This is a genomic window from Pseudomonas syringae (assembly GCF_021605415.1).
Classification (GTDB): Bacteria; Pseudomonadota; Gammaproteobacteria; order Pseudomonadales; family Pseudomonadaceae; genus Aquipseudomonas; species Aquipseudomonas syringae_S.
Genome location: NZ_WKEQ01000006.1, coordinates 107,646 through 128,853, shown reverse-complemented (window position 1 = coordinate 128,853; position 21,208 = coordinate 107,646). Strand labels below are relative to the sequence as shown.

At 59.0% G+C, this 21,208-nt stretch carries 21 protein-coding genes; all 21 read right to left on the bottom strand.

What is annotated here, in order from left to right:
- Positions 1-26: 26 nt before the first annotated feature.
- The 21 genes from fliM to GIW69_RS06090 all read right to left on the bottom strand — a co-directional run bounded on the left by fliM (position 27) and on the right by GIW69_RS06090 (position 20,934).
- Entirely contained in the window at positions 27-995 is a 969-nt protein-coding gene (gene fliM / locus GIW69_RS06190) for a flagellar motor switch protein FliM (RefSeq protein WP_064586584.1), read from the bottom strand.
- A gap of 9 nt (positions 996-1,004) precedes the next feature.
- Positions 1,005-1,508 (bottom strand): flagellar basal body-associated protein FliL, encoded by a 504-nt coding sequence (gene fliL, locus GIW69_RS06185; RefSeq protein WP_236481253.1) that lies wholly within the window; start codon positions 1,506-1,508, stop codon positions 1,005-1,007.
- Positions 1,509-1,729: 221 nt separating this feature from the next.
- On the bottom strand, positions 1,730-3,097 hold the full coding sequence (locus GIW69_RS06180; protein ID WP_236481252.1) for a flagellar hook-length control protein FliK: 1,368 nt from the start codon (positions 3,095-3,097) through the stop codon (positions 1,730-1,732).
- 105 nt (positions 3,098-3,202) lie between these two features.
- Positions 3,203-3,550, bottom strand: coding sequence for an Hpt domain-containing protein (locus GIW69_RS06175; RefSeq protein ID WP_236481251.1), 348 nt, complete (start codon positions 3,548-3,550; stop codon positions 3,203-3,205).
- A gap of 30 nt (positions 3,551-3,580) precedes the next feature.
- Entirely contained in the window at positions 3,581-5,284 is a 1,704-nt protein-coding gene (locus tag GIW69_RS06170) for a fused response regulator/phosphatase (protein WP_236481250.1), read from the bottom strand.
- Positions 5,285-5,289: 5 nt separating this feature from the next.
- On the bottom strand, positions 5,290-5,589 hold the full coding sequence (locus tag GIW69_RS06165; protein ID WP_236481249.1) for an STAS domain-containing protein: 300 nt from the start codon (positions 5,587-5,589) through the stop codon (positions 5,290-5,292).
- A gap of 128 nt (positions 5,590-5,717) precedes the next feature.
- Complete coding sequence (gene fliJ, locus GIW69_RS06160) at positions 5,718-6,167, bottom strand: flagellar export protein FliJ (RefSeq protein ID WP_236481248.1); 450 nt, start codon at positions 6,165-6,167, stop codon at positions 5,718-5,720.
- Positions 6,168-6,173: 6 nt separating this feature from the next.
- Positions 6,174-7,532, bottom strand: coding sequence for a flagellar protein export ATPase FliI (gene fliI, locus GIW69_RS06155; RefSeq protein ID WP_236481247.1), 1,359 nt, complete (start codon positions 7,530-7,532; stop codon positions 6,174-6,176).
- The gene (gene fliH / locus GIW69_RS06150; RefSeq protein WP_236481246.1) at positions 7,522-8,331 is read right to left on the bottom strand and encodes a flagellar assembly protein FliH; all 810 of its coding nucleotides are present in this window, start codon (positions 8,329-8,331) and stop codon (positions 7,522-7,524) included. Before fliH ends, fliI begins: the two co-directional genes overlap by 11 nt.
- Positions 8,332-8,335: 4 nt before the next feature.
- Positions 8,336-9,355: a flagellar motor switch protein FliG gene (gene fliG, locus GIW69_RS06145; RefSeq protein ID WP_236481245.1), complete on the bottom strand. Its 1,020-nt coding sequence runs from the start codon at positions 9,353-9,355 to the stop codon at positions 8,336-8,338.
- Positions 9,348-11,135 (bottom strand): flagellar basal-body MS-ring/collar protein FliF, encoded by a 1,788-nt coding sequence (fliF, locus tag GIW69_RS06140; RefSeq protein WP_236481244.1) that lies wholly within the window; start codon positions 11,133-11,135, stop codon positions 9,348-9,350. The genes fliG and fliF overlap by 8 nt, the downstream gene beginning before the upstream one ends.
- Positions 11,136-11,149: 14 nt before the next feature.
- Positions 11,150-11,479 carry a flagellar hook-basal body complex protein FliE gene (gene fliE, locus GIW69_RS06135; protein ID WP_236481243.1) on the bottom strand — a complete coding sequence of 110 codons (330 nt, stop codon included), beginning with the start codon at positions 11,477-11,479 and terminating at the stop codon, positions 11,150-11,152.
- 125 nt (positions 11,480-11,604) lie between these two features.
- Positions 11,605-12,996: a sigma-54-dependent transcriptional regulator gene (locus tag GIW69_RS06130; protein ID WP_236481242.1), complete on the bottom strand. Its 1,392-nt coding sequence runs from the start codon at positions 12,994-12,996 to the stop codon at positions 11,605-11,607.
- Between the two features lie 5 nt (positions 12,997-13,001).
- On the bottom strand, positions 13,002-14,195 hold the full coding sequence (locus GIW69_RS06125) for an ATP-binding protein (protein WP_236481324.1): 1,194 nt from the start codon (positions 14,193-14,195) through the stop codon (positions 13,002-13,004).
- A 128-nt stretch (positions 14,196-14,323) separates the two neighbouring features.
- Entirely contained in the window at positions 14,324-15,799 is a 1,476-nt protein-coding gene (locus GIW69_RS06120; RefSeq protein ID WP_236481241.1) for a sigma-54-dependent transcriptional regulator, read from the bottom strand.
- A gap of 174 nt (positions 15,800-15,973) precedes the next feature.
- Positions 15,974-16,270, bottom strand: a complete 297-nt coding sequence (fliT, locus tag GIW69_RS06115; protein ID WP_236481240.1) for a flagellar protein FliT — start codon at positions 16,268-16,270, stop codon at positions 15,974-15,976.
- Between the two features lie 11 nt (positions 16,271-16,281).
- Positions 16,282-16,677, bottom strand: a complete 396-nt coding sequence (gene fliS, locus GIW69_RS06110; protein WP_236481239.1) for a flagellar export chaperone FliS — start codon at positions 16,675-16,677, stop codon at positions 16,282-16,284.
- Positions 16,678-16,804: 127 nt separating this feature from the next.
- Entirely contained in the window at positions 16,805-18,235 is a 1,431-nt protein-coding gene (fliD, locus tag GIW69_RS06105; protein WP_236481238.1) for a flagellar filament capping protein FliD, read from the bottom strand.
- An 82-nt stretch (positions 18,236-18,317) separates the two neighbouring features.
- Positions 18,318-18,683: a flagellar protein FlaG gene (locus tag GIW69_RS06100; protein ID WP_236481237.1), complete on the bottom strand. Its 366-nt coding sequence runs from the start codon at positions 18,681-18,683 to the stop codon at positions 18,318-18,320.
- Positions 18,684-18,754: 71 nt separating this feature from the next.
- Positions 18,755-19,606, bottom strand: coding sequence for a flagellin domain-containing protein (locus GIW69_RS06095; RefSeq protein ID WP_236481236.1), 852 nt, complete (start codon positions 19,604-19,606; stop codon positions 18,755-18,757).
- Between the two features lie 401 nt (positions 19,607-20,007).
- The gene (locus tag GIW69_RS06090; protein ID WP_236481235.1) at positions 20,008-20,934 is read right to left on the bottom strand and encodes a ketoacyl-ACP synthase III; all 927 of its coding nucleotides are present in this window, start codon (positions 20,932-20,934) and stop codon (positions 20,008-20,010) included.
- Positions 20,935-21,208: the final 274 nt, after the last annotated feature.

Here is a 21,208-nt window from a genome sequence, read left to right as displayed (position 1 = left end):
TAAATGCGGTTGGGGTTGAGCGCCGGTCAGCGGCGCTCGATCGGCTCGATCACTTGCAACGCGAGGTTGCCTTTGTGCGAGCCCATCTTGACCTTGAAGGCCGGCACGCCGTTGGCGCGCATGATCATGTCTTCCGGCATTTCGACCGGGATCACATCCCCCGGCTGCATGTGCAGGATGTCGCGCAATTTCAATTGGCGGCGGGCCACGGTGGCACCGATCGGCACGTCCACGTCGAGCACGTCCTGACGCAGGGCGTTGACCCAGCGCTCGTCCTGGTCGTCGAGATCCGACTGGAAACCGGCGTCGAGCATTTCGCGTACCGGCTCGATCATCGAATACGGCATGGTCACGTGAAGATCACCGCCACCGCCGTCGAGTTCAATGTGAAAGGTCGAGACGACGATCGCTTCGCTAGGGCCGACGATATTGGCCATGGCCGGGTTCACTTCCGAGTTGATGTACTCGAAGTTCACTTCCATGATCGCCTGCCAGGCTTCTTTCAAATCGACGAAAGCCTGCTCCAGCACCATGCGCACCACGCGCAGTTCGGTCGGGGTGAATTCGCGTCCTTCGATCTTCGCGTGACGGCCGTCGCCGCCGAAGAAGTTGTCCACCAGCTTGAACACCAGTTTGGCGTCAAGGATGAACAGCGCGGTGCCGCGCAGGGGCTTGATCTTGACCAGGTTGAGGCTGGTCGGCACGTACAGCGAGTGCACGTATTCGCCGAACTTCATCACCTGCACGCCGCCGACCGCCACGTCCGCCGAGCGACGCAGCATGTTGAACATGCTGATGCGGGTGTAACGGGCAAAACGCTCGTTGATCATCTCAAGCGTCGGCATGCGTCCGCGGACGATGCGATCCTGACTGGTCAGGTCGTAGCTTTTGACACTGCCGGGTTCGGCAGCGGTATCGGTCTGGACCAGACCATCGTCGACGCCATGCAACAGCGCATCGATTTCATCCTGGGACAGAAGATCCTGCACGGCCATGTCGTGTTCCTACTGCAGTACGAAATTAGTGAAAAGCAACTGTTCGATCACGACTTTGCCGAGTTCTTTCTGCGCCACTTCCTGGACGCTGGCGGTGGCCTTCTGGCGCAACATCTCTTGACCGACCGGGGTCGCCAAGGTGGCGAAATCCTGTCCGGAGAAGAGCATCACCAGGTTGTTGCGGATAACCGGCATGTGCACCTTGAGCGCTTCCAGATCGGCTTGATTGCGCCCAAGCATGGTAATGCTCACCTGCATGTAGCGCTGACGGCCGTTCTGGGTGTAATTGGCCACGAAGGCGGGCGCCATCGGTTCGAAGATCGCCGGTTGCTTGCCGACCGGCGCCGCTTCGGCGGTCTCGGCAGGTTTGCTCTGGGCGCTGTGCATGAAGTACCAGGTCGCCCCCACGGAGGCACCGATGGCCAGCAGCAACGCCAGCACGATCACGATGATCAGCTTGATCTTGCCTTTGGTTGCCGGGTCTTTTACAGCTGCTGCGTCACTCTTCGCCATGCCAATAATCCGTCACTAATCGGGTTTTCACAATCGCACGGCAAGGCAAGAGCAAGTGTTATGCCAGAAGTCTCGGGAGAGGATGGCGGGCATCTGAAGATTGATGCAAAACCCTGCGGGAGCGGGCTTGCCCGCGATGAGGCCGGCACATTCAAATTTGATGTGTCAGTTAAATCGCCCATCGCCGGCAAGCCAGCTCCCACAGGTTTTGTGTGTACGTGTCAGGCGTAATAGTCGACGGCGCTGGTGCCGATGACGCTGGTGGTCTGAGCGGCGGCTTCAGCGACGCTCGTGGCAGCGGCGATTTCGTCATCCGCCGAATCAAGGCGTCCGCCGGCAGCGCTGGTTCGACCACCCTGCCCCTGCTGCGCCTGTTCCTGGCCTTGTCCCTGCCAGCCGCGACCCTGATCAGCCACGTTGACATCCACCTGACCCATGCCCTGCTGCGTGAACATCTCGCGCAGCCGATGCATCTGGCCATCCAGCGCTTCACGCACGCTCGGATGGGCACTCATGAACGTCACTTGGGTCTGCTGATCCGGCACCATGTTCACGCGAATGTCCAGACGGCCCAGCTCGGCCGGTTGCAGCTGGATATCAGCCGCTTTCAGGTTGGCGCTGGACAGGTACATGACACGGTTGACCACTTCTTCAGTCCAGCCGCTCTGGTTCATGACGATTGGCTGATTCACCGGCACCGCATTCGCGGTTTTCGGCGTGGCAGCCTGGGTCAGTGCCGCCAGACGGTTGGCGAAGTCATCGACACGCGTATCGCTGCTGGCCGACTTCAGGTCTTTCAGACCGTCGTCCAACAGACCGCTGAAGGCTTTGTCGCCGCCCTCGCTGGTGCTGTCCTTGTCGGCCTGCACGTCGAGCATACTGGCCATGCCGGCAGCGAAGTTTTGCGCCGAGGTCAGCTCGCCATCCGCTTGCGTCTGGGCGGGTGACGCTTTTGATTGAGCCTGGCTGGACGCGGAAATGTGCCCGCTCTGCTCCATTGCCATGCGTACGGCCGGCAAAGCGTCGAGCGGGTCGGCCTCGGGATCGAACGCACTGTCGACCGGCGCTTTCGCCGCATCAGTGGCCGCACCCGGCAGCACGGCAACCAGCGACGCCTCGGCTTCTTTTGTCGGTGCCGACACCACGGGCGTTTCCACCCCCGGTGCGGTCACTACAGGCGCAACGACTTCGCCAAGCGCAGGATCAAGCGCGGGATCGGCCGGTGCGGCATCAGCCACCGGTGTTTGCGAGGCGTCTGGCGCTTCGTCATCGGCAGTCTTGTCATCGGCAGCCGCCGGTTTGTCGGCGGGCAAGGCTTTGCCGCTATCGGCAACGGTCGGTGCCGCAGCGGCAGACTGATCCTTGTCGATGTCTTTTTTGCCGCTATTGTCAGCGACCTTGTCGCGAGCGGGTTTCACGGCGTTGTCGGCCAGGGCGACAGGCTTTTTCCGGCCCTGATCGGCGAACACTTGCGAGAAGCTTGAGGCCTTGTCCCCGGGCTCTGCGGCCACCGCCGATGAATGGGCAGAGGCAGATTGCGCCTTGGCCTGGGCGGCTGTCTGAAGAAGAATGTTGGGACTTACGGGCATGACACGGTCTCCGCTGCACTGGGATCGTAGGTACAGTTGGCAGAGATGGCTGCAAGTGGCGGGCCACTTTCGCCCGGCATCGTATAAAAATGCCGGACGGTCGCATTAATGGGCGTGGGAGCGCTGCCGCTCTTCTTCATAGACCGGCCGGACAATCGCGAATTCGCCGTGAATGTCATCCACCAGTTTGCGGGTCGCCGCAGCGTTGCTGTTTCTGGCTTGATGTTCCAGCTCATGACAGAGCTCGGCCAGGCGGATGGCGCCCATGTTGCTGCTGCTACCCTTGAAGCTATGGGCAACGTCAGCCAGCGTTGCGGCGTCGTCGGAAATTTCCAGCTCGCGCAAACGAGACTCGGAGTCTGCCAGGAAGGTATCGAGCAATTCGAAATAGCTCTCCTCCATGACATCTTGCAACGCGCTCAGCACGTCGCGATCAACGTGTGTGTCTGCCACTTGTTCACTCCCTGATCAAGAATCCGTGGATTATGCCAGAGCCTCCCAGAAAAACTCCACGCGAGCACTGCGACCATCGTCTGACCAACTGACGTTTCGCGCCAGTTGCCGGATCAAACTGACGCCGCGACCCGACAGACGGACGTTATCTGCGGGCGTCTGCATCACCCGCGACACATCAAAACCCTCGCCACTGTCTTCGACACGAATGACCAGACAACCGCCCTCGCCTTGCGGCTTGACGTCCAGATGCACCCGCACGTAGCCGTCCTGCAAGGCGTCGAGGCGCGTGCAGCGCTGCTCATAGTAACGCGCGAAACCCGAGGCATCACGCTTGAGGCTAGAGTCGAGACCCAACACGCCGTGTTCCAGCGCATTGGAATACAACTCGGCCAGCACGCTATAGAGAGCGCCACTTTGTGCGCGCAGGCCATGCACTTCGAGTAACAACTGCAACAGGTAAGGCAACGGATTAAAGCGTTTAAGCGTGGCACCGCGAAACTCGAAACTGGCTGACCAGTCCAGCGGAGAGGACTGCCCGCTGTCGGAATACACCGGCGCGGCCGGAACGATCTGCTTCGCATCAAGCAGGCGCACTTCAACCATGCTCACATCGTCCCGCGCCTCGCCACGAAATTCCTGCAAGGCCTGCTCGATGTCCTCGAACAGCCGATCCGGTTCGCGATTGGCAGCAAACACTGCCTGCAAACGCTCGACGCCAAACAACTGCTCGCTCGCATTGCAGGTATCGATCACGCCATCGGACAGCAGGAACACCCGATCGCCAACAGCCATTGGATGCACTTCGGTGCGGTCATCAAAGGCTTGTGCACTGAGCACTCCCAACGGCAAATGCCGTGCGGTCAAAGGGCGGCGCTCCCCGCTGGCAATGCTGTGCAGGTAGCCGTCTGGCATCCCGCCGTTCCACACTTCGACCGAACGGCGCTGAAAGCTCAGGCACAACAACGTCGCACAACAGAACATGTCCACTGGCAGGATGCGTTTGAGCTTGGCGTTCATTTCCCGCAGGGTTTCGGCGAGACCGTACCCCTTGGCGGTCATGCCGTAAAACACCTCAGCCAACGGCATGGCGCCGACTGCGGCCGGCAGGCCATGACCGGTGAAGTCGCCGAGCAACACGTGCATGTCGCCAGTCGGCGTATAGGCCGCGAGCAACAGATCGCCATTGAACAGCGCATAGGGTGATTGCAGGTAACGAATGTTCGGCGCACTCAGGCAACCCGAATGCGCGACCTTGTCGAACACCGCTTTGGCGACTCGCTGTTCGTTGAGCAAATACTCATGGTGCTTGGCGATCAGGTCACGTTGCTGCAAAACAGTGGCTTGAAGCCGTCGCAACCGATCCATCGCCTTGATTTTGGCGGCAAGGATCACCTGGTTGTACGGTTTCGCCAGAAAGTCGTCGCCACCGGCGTCCAAGCATCGAGCCAGGCCTTCGCTTTCGGTGAGGGATGTCAGAAAGATAATCGGCACCAGCGTATCGCCGGCCAGCGCCTTGATCTGCCGCGCCGATTCGAAGCCGTCCATTACCGGCATCATGGCGTCCATCAACACCAGATGCGGTCGTTGCTCGCGGAATATGTCAACCGCCTCGGCACCGTTCGCCGCCGTGAGCGTCTGGTGGCCCTGACGGCGGACGATGGTCGACAACAACAGCCGGTCGCCGGCGCTGTCTTCGGCGATAAGAATCGTCAGCGGCTCTTGCGCCTGCATGGCCGTCAACTGATGTCGAAGAGTTTGTCGAAATTGGAAATGCCGAGGATCTTGCGCACGTCGGAATTGCTGTTAATGACTTTGATTTGCGAGTGATCGCCACCGGCATGATCGCGCAACAGAAGCAGCATGCCCAGTGCCGAGCTGTCCAGAAAAGTGGTTTCTTTCAAATCCACCACGACCGACTTCGGTGTTTGCTTTTCGTACGACTGACGAAATTCCTGATGCGTGCCGAAATCGAATCGTCCCTTGATCGATATCGTCAGTTTTTTACCTTGATCGGAGACTTCTGAAACAACTGACATGAACTGGCTTCCTTGTCATTGCGAACGTTTACAAGGTTTAGCATCTGGCGGGGGATGGGGCAAGGTGCTAAACGAGATCAAAAGATCGCAGCCTGCGACAGCTCCGACAGGGGTTTGCCGCGGCCCCGTTAATATGCGTCATGGCGCGGCAAGCGCTGGGACAATTCGTCCAGCAGCTTCTGCTCGCGTTTGTCTTCGGCGCGCTGGGCTTCGTCGCGATAGCGTTGTACAAGTTTTCGCAGACCTTCGACGCGGGCGAAAGCTTGTTGCCACGCGTCACGGGATTTGACGAATTGGTTCTGATGCCACTGCAGGCTTTGGCGCTGCTGATCGATGGCGGTGCCCAGTTGCGCCAGAAAGCCCTGATAGCCGAGTAGCCATTGCCCGGAAACGCCGCCACTGCCGCGCGCAATCCACTGTTCCGAATAATCCAGGCGAAAGGCTTCCAGATCGGCAAGCTTGCTCTCGGCGAGTTTCACCTGACCCTGGAAGTGACCCATGCGCTGCACGGCGGTTTTCTCGGCCTGTTCGGCCATGTCCACCACCGGGGCCAGACGTGCGGCTCGGCTCGTCGCCATGACCGGTTACCCGCCGAGCGCTGGAGCGAAGATGGACGCCAGATGATTCTCGCTGGCGGCCATGCTGATATTGTCGTTCAAGCCCTGGCGCAGGTACATGGTCATGGCCGGTTGCAGATTGATCGCGGTGTCGGTTTCGCGATCACCGCCCGCCACGTAGGCGCCGACGCTGATCAAGTCGCGGCTCTGCTGATAGCGCGACCAGTATTGCTTGAACATCTGCGCGTGATTCATATGCTTGATGCCGACTACCGACGGCATCACCCGGCTGATGGACGCCTCAATGTCGATGGCCGGGTAATGGCCTTCTTCGGCCAGACGCCGAGACAGCACGATGTGACCGTCAAGCACGCCTCGCGCCGAGTCGGCAATCGGATCCTGCTGGTCATCGCCTTCGGACAGCACGGTGTAGAACGCAGTAATCGAACCCCCGCCCTTCTCTGCATTACCGGCGCGCTCGACCAGTTTCGGCAGCTTGGCGAACACCGATGGCGGATAACCCTTGGTCGCTGGTGGCTCGCCGATGGCCAGGGCGATTTCCCGCTGGGCCTGGGCGAAACGGGTCAGGGAATCCATGAGCAACAGGACGTTCTTGCCCTTGTCGCGGAAATATTCGGCGATACGCGTGCAGTACATGGCCGCGCGCAAGCGCATGAGCGGCGCATCGTCCGCTGGCGAGGCGACGACCACCGAACGCTTGAGGCCTTCTTCACCGAGGATGTGCTCGATGAACTCTTTAACTTCGCGGCCCCGCTCGCCGATCAGGCCGACGACAATAATGTCGGCGTCAGTGAAGCGGGTCATCATGCCCAGCAGCACCGATTTACCGACACCGGTACCGGCGAACAGACCGAGACGCTGACCGCGACCCACCGTCAACAAACCGTTGATGCAGCGGATACCGACGTCCAGCGGCACGCTGATCGGATCACGGTTGAGCGGGTTGATCGTCGGGCCGTCCATCGGCACCCAGTCTTCAGCCTTCATGCCGCCCTTGCCATCCAGCGCACGACCGGCGCCGTCCAGCACGCGACCGAGCATGCTCATGCCCATCGGCAAGCGACCGGCATCGGCCAGCGGCACCACACGGGCGCCCGGCGCGATACCGGCAACGCTTCCCACCGGCATCAGGAAAACTTTATTGCCGGAGAAGCCCATGACTTCGGCCTCGACCTGAGACGGGTGATAGCTGTCGTCGTTGATCACCAGGCAGCGAGTGCCCATGGCGGCGCGCAGGCCTTCGGCTTCGAGGGTCAGGCCGACCATGCGCAGCAGGCGCCCTTCGAGAATCGGCGCGCCGGCAATCTCGGTCGCCTCAGCGTAGCTGCCCAGGCGCTTGGCGAAACTGGTGCGTTCAAGGCGCATCGGGATTGTCCGCAAGCGGCTCGTCGGCCATGGCGTCGGCGGATTTGCTGTCCACGGGCACGTCCAGCGTGATGTCCCCTGCGGCTGGATGCAACGCCTGTTCGTGCAACTGATCGAACAGCTTGGCCATGACCTGGGTCACGCGGGTTTCGATGCTCGCGTCGATGCGGCTGTGCTCGGTTTCAACGCGGCAGCCGCCCGGCAACAGGGATTCATCCTCGACGATGCGCCAGGTTTCTTCATGGCGTTCGCGCAGGGCTTTGGCCTGCTCGAAATCCTGCGGATTAACGTACAGACGCACGTTATCCACGCCCAGCGGCAACAGCTTGAGCGCGTCGCGCATGACGTGTTCGATCTGGCTCGAATCAATGGCCAGTTCGCGCTTGATCACCTGTTTGGTGATGTGTTGCACAAGGTCAACCAATGATTTTTCAATCTGCGTATCTTGCTCGGCGATAGGCTCGAACAGATGCCCCATCAGTTGCTCAAGGCTGGCGATCTTCGCCGCCAAGGCAACTTCGGCTTCCTGACGCACCTTGAGCGTAGTGCTGTGAAAACCTTCTTTTTCGCCAACGGCGAAGCCCTCGTTGTAAGCCTCCTGACGGATGCTCTCGAGTTCTTCAAGGGTCAGTGGCTGGACTTCTTCCAGCGGCACTTCTTCCATTTCCGGCGGCTCGGGCTCGGGCTCCGGTTCGGGTTCAGGCTTGGGCGGGTCGAAACTCGGCAGCGCCCAGGTATCGAAACCCCGGACGTCGCGGGCGCGGATCAGATCCGTCACAGACTCGTCATGCTTGTCCATGGGCTTAGATCATTTCCTCGCCGCCCTTGCCACCGAGCACGATTTCTCCGGCTTCGGCCATACGGCGGGCGATGGTGAGGATTTCCTTCTGCGCGGTTTCGACGTCGCTGACACGCACCGGGCCTTTGGCCTCCAGGTCGTCGCGCAACAGTTCGGCGGCACGCTTGGACATGTTCTTGAAGATTTTCTCCTTGACGCCTTCGTCCGAACCCTTGAGGGCCAGCACCAACACGTCCGAGGACACTTCGCGCAACAGCGCCTGAATGCCACGGTCGTCGACGTCGGCGAGGTTGTTGAACACGAACATGAGGTCTTCGATCTGACCGGACAGGTCTTCGTCGACTTCGCGGATCGAGTCCATGAGCTGGCCTTCGATCGAGCTGTCGAGGAAGTTCATGATGTCCGCCGCACGCTTGATACCGCCCAAGGTAGTACGCGAAGCGTTCGAGTTACCCGAGAACTGCTTCTCGAGGATCTGGTTCAATTCTTTCAATGCCGCAGGCTGCACGGTGTTCAACGACGAGACGCGCAGGATGATGTCCAGACGCACCTTGTGGTCGAAGTTGCCAAGTACTTCACCGGCCTGATCCGGGTCGAGGTACGCGACCACGATCGCCTGGATCTGCGGGTGTTCGTAACGGATCACGTCGGCAACGGCACGCGGCTCCATCCATTTCAGGCTGTCGAGGCCGCTGGTGTTGCCACCGAGCAGGATGCGGTCGATCAGACCGTTGGCCTTGTCTTCGCCCAATGCCTGGGTGAGCATTTTGCGCACGTAGTCGTCGGAGCCGACGCCCAGGCTGGTCTGGTCGCCGACGATTTCGACAAACTCGCTCATCACCTGTTCGACTTGCTCACGGTGGACGTTGCCCATCTGGGCCATGGCCACACCCACACGCTGAACCTCTTTCGGGCCCATGTGGCGCAACACTTGTGCGGCGTCAGTCGAACCCAGGGACAGCAGCAAAATCGCGGCTTTGTCGACCCGGGTCAGTTTGGCGGCAACGGCTCGGTTATCACTCATCTGCGTTAATCCACTCTTTCACGACCTGGGCCACACGACCCGGGTCTTCTGCCACCAGACTCTTGATTGCATTCAACTGGGCGTCATAGCCTTCGCTCGGGCTCGGCAGCAGAATGCTGGTCGGGCCGCCGAGGCTGACGCGGTCGTTGGCCAGTTCGCCATCCAGACCACCCATGCCACCCAGTTCAACGTCACTGCCCAGGCCTGCAAGTTCCTTGCCTTTCCCGCCACCGGTGATGTTGTTGAGCACCGGACGCAGCACACCAAACACCAGCACCAGGATGAACAACACACCCAGCACTTGTTTGACGATGTCCCAGAACCATGGCTGGGAGTAGAACGGGATGTCGGCAATCACTTCACCGCGCTCGGCGGAGAACGGCATGTTGATCACGCTGACGCTGTCACCACGGCTGGCGTCGAAACCGACGGCGTCTTGCACCAGACGCGTGAAGCGCGCCAATTCGTCGGCGCTCCACGGTGCACGGCTGGTTTCGCCGTTCGCCGCATTGACCTTGACCTGATCGTCCACGACCACCGACACCGACAGGCGATTGAGGCGGCCCTGCTGCTGCTTGGTGTGACTGATGGAACGGTCAAGCTCGAAGTTCTTCGTGGATTGTTGACGCTTGTCTGCCGGGTAAGGCGCGAGCATTGGCTGGCCGGTGGCCGGATCCATGATCTGCTGACCGTTGGCGTCGACCAATGGCTGACCCGGTTGCACCATGCTGGCCGATGCCGCTGCACCGCCCGTGGTCTGCGGCGCTGACGCCGGCGACGGCGGCTGATTGCTCAGGGCACCCGGCACACCTTGCGGGCCATTACTGGCGGTACGTTGTTCGTTGACCGACTGCTCGCTGCGCAACGCCGGCTGATCCGGATTGAACTGCTCGGCGGTGGACTCGACGGCGCTGAAATCCACATCGGCCGAGACTTCAGCCTTGTAGCGGTCGTTGCCCAGCACCGGTTGCAAAATATTGTGCACGCGCTGCGTGAGCATGCTTTCCATGCGGCGGCTGTAATCGAACTGCTTGCCGGCCATGGTCATTTCGGAATTTTCCGCCTGATCGGAGAGCAGGTTGCCCTTCTGATCGACGACGGTGATCTGCGATTTGCTCAGTTCGGGAACGGAAGTCGCCACCAGATTGATGATCGCCACCACCTGACCCGGCTCCAGCGAACGACCGGAATACAGCTCGACCAGTACCGAAGCGCTCGGCTTGCGTTCGTCACGCACGAACACCGAACTCTTCGGAATCGCCAGGTGCACACGGGCACCCTTGACGTTGTTCAGGCTGGAGATCGTGCGCGCCAGTTCACCTTCGAGGCCGCGACGATAACGGGTCGCTTCCATGAACTGGCTGGTGCCCAGACCCTGTTCCTTGTCGAGGATTTCAAAACCGATGTTGCCGTCGCTGGGAGTGACACCAGCGGCGGCGAGTTTAAGCCGCGCACGCGGCAGATCATCGGCCTTGACCAACAAGGCGCCGGAGTTCGGTTCAACGGTGTAAGGAATGTCGGCAGAAGCCAACGTATCCATGACCTGCTTGGCGTCCATACCGGCAAGGCTGCCGTACAGAGGCCGGTAATCCGGTTGCTGCGACCACAACACCACGGCAAAGCCAATCGCCACGCTCGCAGCGAGGCCGACCAAAAGGCCTACCTGACGCAGCATGGTCATCTCGGAGAGGTTTTCCAGGAAGGACAGACCGAACAACGGCGGTTTTCCGTCTATCGGGGTGGCCTTGGCCGGAACGTTATCAGCGACTGCTTCTGCCATGACTCAATATGTCCTTAAACCGGCATCTGCATGATGTCTTGGTAAGCCTGAACCAGTTTGTTGCGCACCTGGGTCAGCGCCTGGAAAGACACACTGGCTTTCTGCGAGGAAATCATTACGTCGGTCAGATCGACGCCGCTCTTGCCGATCTCGAACGCGTTCGCCAACTGGCTCGATGCCTGCTGGGTATCGTTCACTTTATTGACGGCCATACCGAGCATGTCGGCGAAGCTGCTGTTGCCCATCTCAGGGACAGCGGCAGTCGATTTCGGCGCAGACATGGCGTCCATTTGCATGGCGCGCATGTCCAGCATCAACCGATTAAATTCAATACCTTGGCTCATGGTCTACTCTCTTGGGCGGCCCGCAATTTTTTGACACTCACTCGGCGGGTACACAGGTATTAGCAACAAGGGTGCCAGCTATCGGGCAGCCTTTCAGAAAAGCGATTTGAACGGTTGCGCAGCAATCACGTGGCGAACAGATAACCCTCGACATCCATCCCCGCGTCACGCATTTGCGCCAGTTTGTAGCGCAGCGTTCGCGGACTGATGCCGAGTTTTTCGGCCGCTTCCTTGCGCCTGCCGCGCTCGGCGCGCAGGGTATCGATGATCATCTGGAACTCGCGTCGACGCAGATCATCGCCCAGCGCACCGGCCGATTCTGCCTCGACTTCGATTCCACGCACCGTCGCTTGCGCGGCTGCCGGTGCAACGAGTGGCGCAAAGGTCACCGCCCCGGCGAGACAAAAATCCTGCGGCTGAATCAGCCCGCCCTGCTGCAAAATCAACGCCCGCTGAATGGCGTTGTCCAGCTCACGCACATTGCCCGGCCACGGATACGCCGTGAGGCAGGCCTGAGCGTCCGGAGACAATTTCGCCGCCGCGTGTTTCATTTTATTGACGTGCTTGGCCAGCAGCCGCTCAGCCAGCGGCAGGATATCGGCAGTACGTTCGCGAAGTGGACGCCAGGCCAGGGGGAATACCGACAGACGGTAAAAAAGATCTTCACGGAATCGCCCCGCCGCCACTTCGCCGGCCAGGTCACGGTTGGTCGTCGCGACGACACGAATGTCCAGAGCGATCGGCTTGCGGCCGCCCACGCGCTCAACTTCGCGCTCCTGCAAGACCCGCAGCAATTTGGCTTGCAGACCGAGCGGCATTTCGGAAATTTCGTCGAGCAGCAAAGTACCGCCGTCTGCCTGCTCAAACTTGCCGGCCTGCGCCGCAATGGCGCCGGTGAATGAACCCTTTTCATGGCCGAACAACGTTGCTTCGAGCATGTTGTCGGGAATCGCGGCGCAGTTGATCGCAATAAACGGCTGACTGGCCCGATGAGATTGCTGATGGATGTAGCGAGCCAAGACTTCCTTGCCGGTGCCTGACTCTCCAGAGATCAATACCGTCGAATCGCTGCGAGCTACCCGCGCTGCCAATTCGAGCAGTTGCGCACTCGCCGGCTCTACGGCCACAGGGCCTTCGTCATCCTTGGCACCGAGGCTGCCAAGGGCATGGCGCGCCACCAGATCCAGCAGCGCTTTAGGCTCGAACGGCTTGACCAGATAATCCGCCGCCCCTTGGCGCATGGCGTCGACGGCGCGCTCCACCGCGCCGTGAGCCGTCATCAACAGCACCGGCAGCTGCGGCTGACGTGCACGCAACAGAGCCAACAGTTGATGGCCGTCCATCCCGGGCATGTTGACGTCGCTGATCACCAGACTGAACGCCTCGCGCCCCACCGCCGTCAGCGCTTCTTCCCCCGAACCGACGGCAAGGTAATCGTGGCCCGCGAGCAGCAGCGTATCGACCAACGCCTCGCGCAGGGAACGATCATCCTCGACCAGCAAAACCTTGATGCCCATGTCTTTCACTCAGCTCCCTGAACGGCGGAAAACAGCGGCAGGATGATTTGCGCGCACGTACCGCGCCCGACCCGCGAGCGCAGTTGCAATTCGCCCTGATGCGCCCGTGCCACAGCCTTGACCACCGTCAGGCCGAGGCCGGTTCCGGTGACTTTGGTGGTGAAAAACGGCTCACCCAGACGCGCCAGAACTGCCGGATCAATGCCGCTGCCGCTGTCACTGACACACAGGCGCAGGGTGTTGTCACGGGCATAGCAATGGATCTTCAGTCGCACGTGACCGGCACTGGCTTGAATCGCATTTTCGATCAGATTGAGAATGGCCCCGACCAGCGTGTCGCGGTTGCACAACAATTCGCCGACGTGGCTGTCGCACTGCCAGCGAATGGGCAAATCCTGAACGTGGGTCAGCGCGGCGGATTGCAGCGCCTGCATCAGGGCATTAGGGGTCAGGCGATCGGTCAAGGGCAGTTCGCCTCGGGCGAACACCAGCATGTCGCGCACTTGATGCTCAAGTTCATGCAGCCGCTCTTTCAAGCGCCCGGCGAAACGCTGCTGGGTGGCGACCGGCAGTTCTTGCTCGGTCAAATGACTGGCGTAAAGCAGCGCGGCAGACAGCGGCGTGCGGATCTGATGCGCCAGCGAGGCAACCATCCGGCCCAACGAAGACAGCCGTTCGTGACGCGCCAGTTGATCTTGCAGATGACGGGTTTCAGTCAAGTCGTTGAGCAACACCAGTTGCCCCGGCTCGGCGTCCAGCGAGCGCGTGGAAATCGACAGGCGTCGACCGTTTTTGAGGGAGATTTCGTGACCGTCGTCTTCGCGCGGTGCAAAGCAGCGACTGATGACCTGGCGCCACAGCTCGCCTTCAAGCGGCAAACCAAGGAGCTCAATGGCGGTGGGGTTGGCTTCACGGACAATGCCATGGCCGTCGATGACGATGACGCCACCGGGTAGTAGATCAAGGAGGTGTTGCAGACGATTGGCCAGGCGTTCTTTTTCCGCCAGCTCCTGCATGCGCTGGGCGCTGACCACGGCCAGCTCACCTTTAAGCTCGGTAACCCGCGCTTCAAGCATGCTGTAGGAGTCAGTCAATTGGCTCGACATCTGATTGAACAGCGAGAACGCCTGCTCAAGACCCTGCCGGCTGGCTAGCTCTACGGACGACGATTGCCTTTGGGAATCGAGGGCAGAAGACATCTGGGCGGCGTGGGGCATCGTGATCTCTCGCGTGGCTGACCGTCAGTGAAACGGAACGTTGCGAGGGATATAGCAATACCCGTGCCTAAAAAAAACCGCTTATAAATGAAGCACTTGAAAAACAGGCGTCAATCATCCGCCTGCTCATCACCATCACGACGGCTCATGCCGTATTTGCGCATCTTCTCCACCAGCGTGGTGCGACGGATGCGCAGACGCTCGGCGGCACGGGCTACGATGCCATTGGCGTCGTCCAGGGCTTGCTGAATCAGGCCTTGTTCGAGACCACCAAGGTAATCCTTGAGATCCAGGCCTTCCGGCGGAAGCATCGCGTTGGCCGTGAAATCCGGCGTATGCCCGTTGATCGCCACGCGCTCTTCCAAATCATTGCGCAGACTGTCGACCAATTGCTCGTCTTCATCGTCGACGTAGCGGAATTTCTTCGGTAACTCGACCACGCCGATCACACCGTACGGATGCATGATCGCCATGCGCTCGACCAGGTTGGCCAGCTCGCGGACGTTGCCAGGCCAGCCGTGACGGCACAGCGACATGATCGCCGCCGAGTTGAAACGGATCGAACCGCGCTTCTCGTGCTCCATGCGCGAAATCAGTTCGTTCATCAGCAGCGGAATGTCTTCGACGCGCTCACGCAGCGGCGCCATCTCGATCGGGAACACGTTCAGGCGATAGTAGAGGTCTTCGCGGAAGGTACCGATCTCGATCATGGTTTCGAGATTCTTGTGGGTCGCGGCGATGATGCGCACGTCGACGCTCTGGGTCTTGTTGCTGCCCACGCGCTCGAAGGTGCGCTCCTGCAAGACACGCAGCAACTTGACCTGCATCGGCAGCGGCATGTCACCGATTTCGTCGAGAAACAGCGTACCGCCGTTGGCCAGCTCGAAACGGCCCGCACGGCTGGTGATGGCGCCGGTGAATGCGCCCTTCTCATGCCCGAATAATTCGCTTTCCAGCAACTCGGCCGGGATCGCCCCGCAATTGACGGGAACGAACGGCGCATCGCGGCGCTTGGAATGGTAATGGAGGTTGCGTGCAACGACTTCCTTGCCAGTGCCGGACTCGCCAAGAATCAACACGCTGGCGTCGGTGTCGGCCACTTGCTGCATCATCTGGCGCACATGCTGGATCGCCCGACTGGTGCCGACGAGGCTGCGAAACAGATTGGGTTCACGATGGCGGCCGCGCTCGCGGGCCTGGTCGTACATCTCGCGATAGACCTGGGCACGGTGCAGGGAATCGAGCAATTTGCTGTAGCTGGGGGGCATTTCGAGGGTCGAAAGCACTCGTCGACGCTGGTCTTCCGGCAGGTCAACGGAAGAATTATCGCCCATTAACAAAACCGGAAGGAACTCATCCCAGGTTGAGAGTGTCTTTAGCAAGCCCAAAAGCACACCCGGAGCATTGACCGTCCCGATCAGCACGCAAATGACTTCACGACTTGATGACAAGGAAGCGACAGCCTGCTGCCAGTCATGGCTGCCGCAGGGCAAATTTTCTTCGCCGAGAAAATTCAAGATCACCGCCAGGTCGCGGCGGCGGACGCTATCGTCATCGATCAGCAGGATTTTGGTTTCACGCCACATGCAATAGCAACTTCCCTAGTCAACTCAATGCCCGAAAAATAAGGGGCAAGCGACACGCTTGCAGGACACCATGTGCCTGTAGACGCCCGAAATCTGTTAACAGCCACTAGTTAAGTCAAAAAACCGTGAGCAGTCAAATTTATGGCGCAAGCGGCCGGATTAACTGACGGTAAATTAACCGAACAGATGGTATACCTTTGCTGCGTTCTGCGCTTGGGTGATCTGCGACATCTCATCGACTATCGCCTGGCGCTCCCCCGATGCAGCGTCCAGCAGTTTTTTGTAAACCCCGAGCAACTCTTCGAGGTTATCGCGCAACGCCGCCTCGTCCACCGAAGCTTCACTCAAGACGTCTTCCATGCAGGAACGGCAGGCCAGGTCGAGCTCGCCGATGGCCTCCCAGTTACGCTCAGCCAAAGCACCAACCAGAGCCTCGCGGGTTTCTTCGATTCGCTGCAATACAAGACTCATGGTGGTCTCCTTCAGAACTGTGGAGCAGGCGTGCCGATGGCGTCCCAACCGTCTTTGACGGTACGGAGCAGGTCGGCGACTTCATCGAGAATTTTTGGATCGGTCTTGGCGTTGGCTTCGGTCAGGCGCTTCATCATGTATTCGTACAAATTGGCCAACTCTCCAACCGACTCGGACTGATTTTCCAGATCCAGACCTTCAAGCAAGCCGCCGACAATACCGATGGCCTTGCCGATCAAAACGCCTTTGTTCGCAATATCTTTGCGCTCCATGGCGCCTTTGGCCTGGGCAATACGATCCAGTCCACCCTCCATCAGCATTTGCACGAGACGGTGGGGACTGGCTTCGGACGTCTGGGCCTGAGCGCCAATCTTCTGGTATTGGCGAAGGGCTAACATCGGATTCATGTTTTACCTCATCAAATATCTGTGGTTCGCATATCAAGTGTATCGACGATGCGTCAAAAAACTTTAGATTGAAATGCAAAAAGCCCGGAGCGTGAAATACGCTGCCGGGCTTTTGGCGCTTATGGCATCAGGCCTTTTGCTGAGCGGTCAACGCCTCGAACATCGAAGTGATGTTGCTGGCGGTGGCTTTCAGTTGGCCGACCAAGGTGTCCATGGCGTTGTACTTTTTGGTCAGTACAGCGGTCAGGGTCTCGATACGGCGATCAAGTGCATCTTGATCCTCACCGAGTTTTTTCTTGGTGACGTTCAAGCTGGTCGTGCGCTGGGTCAGGATCCCGTCGGTCGCCGAGTACGGTTCCAGCGCCTTGGTCATGCGACTCAGCAAACCGTTGTCCTCGCCTGCATCACCGAGAAACAACTGCTGGACATCGCCGCCGAGCTTTTTGTCGTTCATTGCCGCAGTGAACTTGGTGCTGTCGAAGTTGAGCGCACCGGTCTTCTGATCGGTGGTGATCCCCAGTTGCGCCAAAACGGTCAGCTTGTCACCCGCACCGGTTTCGGAAAGCGGGCCCCGCATGGTCGCCAGAATCGAGCGCGGCAGCGCGTCTCCGGTCAAGGCTGCGGGCACGGTCAGGTTACCGTCGCTGTCGGCGGTAGCCTTGGTCAACGATGTGATGCCGTTGGCCAGCGCGTTGTAGGAGTCGACAAATTTCTGTATCGAAGCCTTGAGACCATCATTATTGCTGGCAACCGTGACGGTTGAGGTGCCGGTCGCCAGCAGATTGAAAGTCATCCCCGAAACGGCTTTGTCCACCGTGTTGGATGCACTGGTCAGCTCCATGCCGTCGATGGTGAAACTGGCATCGATTGCCACCGCGCCGATCGAACCCGCAGAGTCCTTGGTCATCGGACTGGTGCTGGTACCGACGACAGCACTGCCGTCAATCTCCAGACTCGGAATACCCTCGACCGAGATATCCGAATTTGCACCCGTGGTGGTTGAGCCCAGCACCAGACGGGAGCCGAACGAGTCAGTCACGATGTTGGCGCTGATACCGGCAGCTTTCAGAGAAACGTCGGAGTTGATCGAATCCCGCACCGATTGCAGCGTGGCACCGGCACCAATATCAAGGTTGTAGGATTTCGTACCTTGCTTGAACGTCAGCGTGCCTTCGTCGATCGAACTGGTCACGCCATTTTCGAACGCGGCACTGGTCACCTTGGAAGCGGTCGCAAGATTTTTGACATTGATCGAGTACGTACCGCTCACTGCCGTATTGCTCGCGACAGCACCCAACACTTTGGCATCGGACACGGTGGCAGCGTAACCAAGGAACTGTGGGCTGGTTGTGCTGCTCAGGTCACTCATCGACTTGGTGAAAGCAGCCATCAGCGACTTCAAGCTACCGATGCCGGAAATGCTTGCGGTGTTGGTCGCAGTGGCACGATCAATCTGACCCTGCTTGGCCGACTTGTCAGCTTCAACCAGCGCTTTGACGATAGCACCGGTATCAAGGCCGGAGCCGAGCCCCGTGCCCGGTAGGATAATACTTGCCATGTGGGACTCCCTTCAGTGTGCCGCCGGTCTTTTGACCACTACAACGCCCAAAAGAACATAGCAACAAAATTCGTGCCAGCTGTCAGACTTTCGCGCTGAACAACAGGCTGCTTGCATCATTCAAACTGTTTGCCAGTTTCAGGACTTCTTCGTTGGGGATCTGACGGATCACCTCACCGGAGTCGCCGGCAATCACTTTGACCACTACTTTGCCTGAAGGCTCATCGATCGAGAACTCCAGGTTACGCTTGACCGACTGTACGAACTTTTCGATTTCCTCGACGGCCATCTTCAGTTGTTCCTGATCGGATTTAGCAGACTTACTTTCTTCCTTGACGGCCACCACCGGAGCAGTATCCGCTCGAGGCTTCTCCGCAGGCTTGTCGGCAACAGTCGTCGCCTGCTGGGCTGCAGGATAAGACAAGTTCAGCTTGACGCTCATATCCATGTCCATCACCTCTTAAATTAAAAAGCGAGAGAGCGCGACAAGCGCACTCCCCCGCCAAAACTCACCGGCTATTACTGAAGCAGTTTCAGTACAGCGGATGGCAGTTGGTTGGCCTGAGCCAGAACTGCGGTCGAAGCTTGTTGCAGAGTTTGTTGCTTGGTCAGCTGTGCAGTTTCAGCAGCGAAGTCGGTATCTTGTACGCGACCCAGTGCAGCACTGGCGTTTTCGTTGATGTTCTGCAGGTTGGAGATGGTGCTGGTCAGACGGTTTTGTGCAGCACCGAGGTCGGCACGGCTGGTGTTGATGGTTTTCAGTGCAGCGTCGATTGCGTCGATTGCAGCGGCGAAGCTAGCTTCGGCGGTGTCGCTGTCAGTACCGGTGACGGCGATGGCGTCGGAGTCAACACCCAGTTGCACTGCGTCGAACGAGTCGGACAGAGTGATGGTGATCTGGTTGTCAGCGCCGGAGTTGGAACCGACCTGGAAGGTCATGGTGCCAGCGTCGCCGTTGATCAGGTTTTTGCCGTTCAGGTTAGTCGAGTTGGCAATACGAGTCAGCTCGTCGGACATCTGAGCGAATTCTTTGTTCAGTGCGACGCGGTCGTCGCCACTGTTCGAATCGTTTCGTGCCTGAACAGCCAGTTCACGCATACGCTGCAGAATGTTGGTCGATTCTTGCATCGCGCCTTCAGCGGTCTGAGCGATCGAGATACCGTCGTTGGCGTTTTTGATCGCCATGGTCTGACCGCGGATCTGCGAAGTCATACGGGTAGCGATTTGCAGGCCGGCGGCGTCGTCTTTAGCGCTGTTGATTTTCAGGCCGGAAGACAGACGAGTCATCGAAGTCGACAGAGCATCAGAAGCCTTGTTCAGGTTTTTCTGTACGTTCAACGATGTAACGTTAGTGTTTACTGTTAAAGCCATGACGAATTCCTCGTTGGTTGGGTACTGCGGCTTCCGGCCCTGGCAACCGCCGGGTGTGGCCTAGAGAACCTTCGTAATAGTTATCGTCGGGATTGGAACTTGCTTGAGGGGATTTTAAAAAAAATTTGCCATCAGCTGGCCACCCCTCGCAAATCAAGGACTTGGCAATAGTGGATGCGCAGTAAAATGGCGTCAGGAACATGCCGGAGAGGTAATGGCGCAAAATCATGTCGCGGTTGAACAACCGCAGGTTTAGGTGGGGTGTACTCGTTGGCTGTGAAAAAGGGCCACAAGGCATGGCGTATGGTTGCGGTATGCCTCGCGTTTTATTCAGGCAAAAAAAAATAGCGTTCAACGTGAACGCTATTTTTTTGCCCGTTTTCAGGAGTAGAGCCACGGCATCAAGGGCGATAGATGATCGCCGAGCCCCAGGACAGACCCACGCCAAAGCCACTGAGCGCCACGCGCTGCCAGTCGGCGTCGAGCGCGTGTTTTTCCAAGAGTAGCGGAATACTCGACGACACCGTGTTGCCCGTTTCAACCATGTCCTTGATGAACTTCTCCGGTTCGCCTTCGAAGCGTCGGGCCACAGCATCGACAATCGCTGCGCTGCCTTGGTGGATGCAGAACGCATCGATATCGTCGGCCGAGAGGTTCGAATCGTCGAGCAACTCGTGCAAGTGCGCCGGGACTTTCAGCAGTGCGAAGTTGAACACCTGACGGCCGTTCATGAAGAACACACCGTCGGTGACTTTCAAATGTGGAGCGCCGGAACCATCGGTGCCGAATTTGGCCTTACCCAGCCCCCAGACCGGATCCTCCCCCATCCAGGTGGCAGTGGCGGCGTCGCCGAACAACATCGTGGTGTTGCGGTCTTCTGGGTCGACGATTTTCGAATAGGGGTCGGCAGTGATCAGCAGACCATTCTTCAGGCCTGCGGCTTCCATGAAGCCTTTGATCGCGTAGATACCGTAGACGTAACCGGAGCAACCCAACGAGATATCGAACGCGGCTACAGAAGTCGGCAGGCCAAGTTTGTCCTGCACGATTGCAGCGGTGTGTGGCAAGCCTTCTTCGTCACCATTCTGGGTGACGACGATCAGCGCATCGATGGATTCAGGTTTGAGATCCGGATTGCTGGCAAACAGCGCTTTGGCTGCCTCAACACACAGATCAGATGTTTCTTGATCGGCATCCATGCGTGGCAGGAACGCCGAACCGATTTTGCCGAGGATGAATTCTTCACCCTTGTCGAATTTTGCACCTTGTGCGTAATTGTCCACGCCGGCTACAGGCACGTAGCTCGCAATGCTTTTTATGCCAATCATTACGGCTTCCCAATAAAAAACAGCCCAATACCACCGCTCGCAAGGATTCGAGGGGCGCCGACAAACAGAACACTGACCGCCACAGCGGACAGCCACCGGGAGCGCAGAGGGCTATCACTAAACCCGATAACAGGCCAGGCGCCAGCTCACCGATCAATACAATACAGTGAAGATGCCCGTTATGACTCGCAGGTCACGCTATTTTGCCGAATCGGGAAAGATCGGAGGTTCAACGGCAATCGAGAATGCTCGTCCGGCGACCAGCACCCACCGC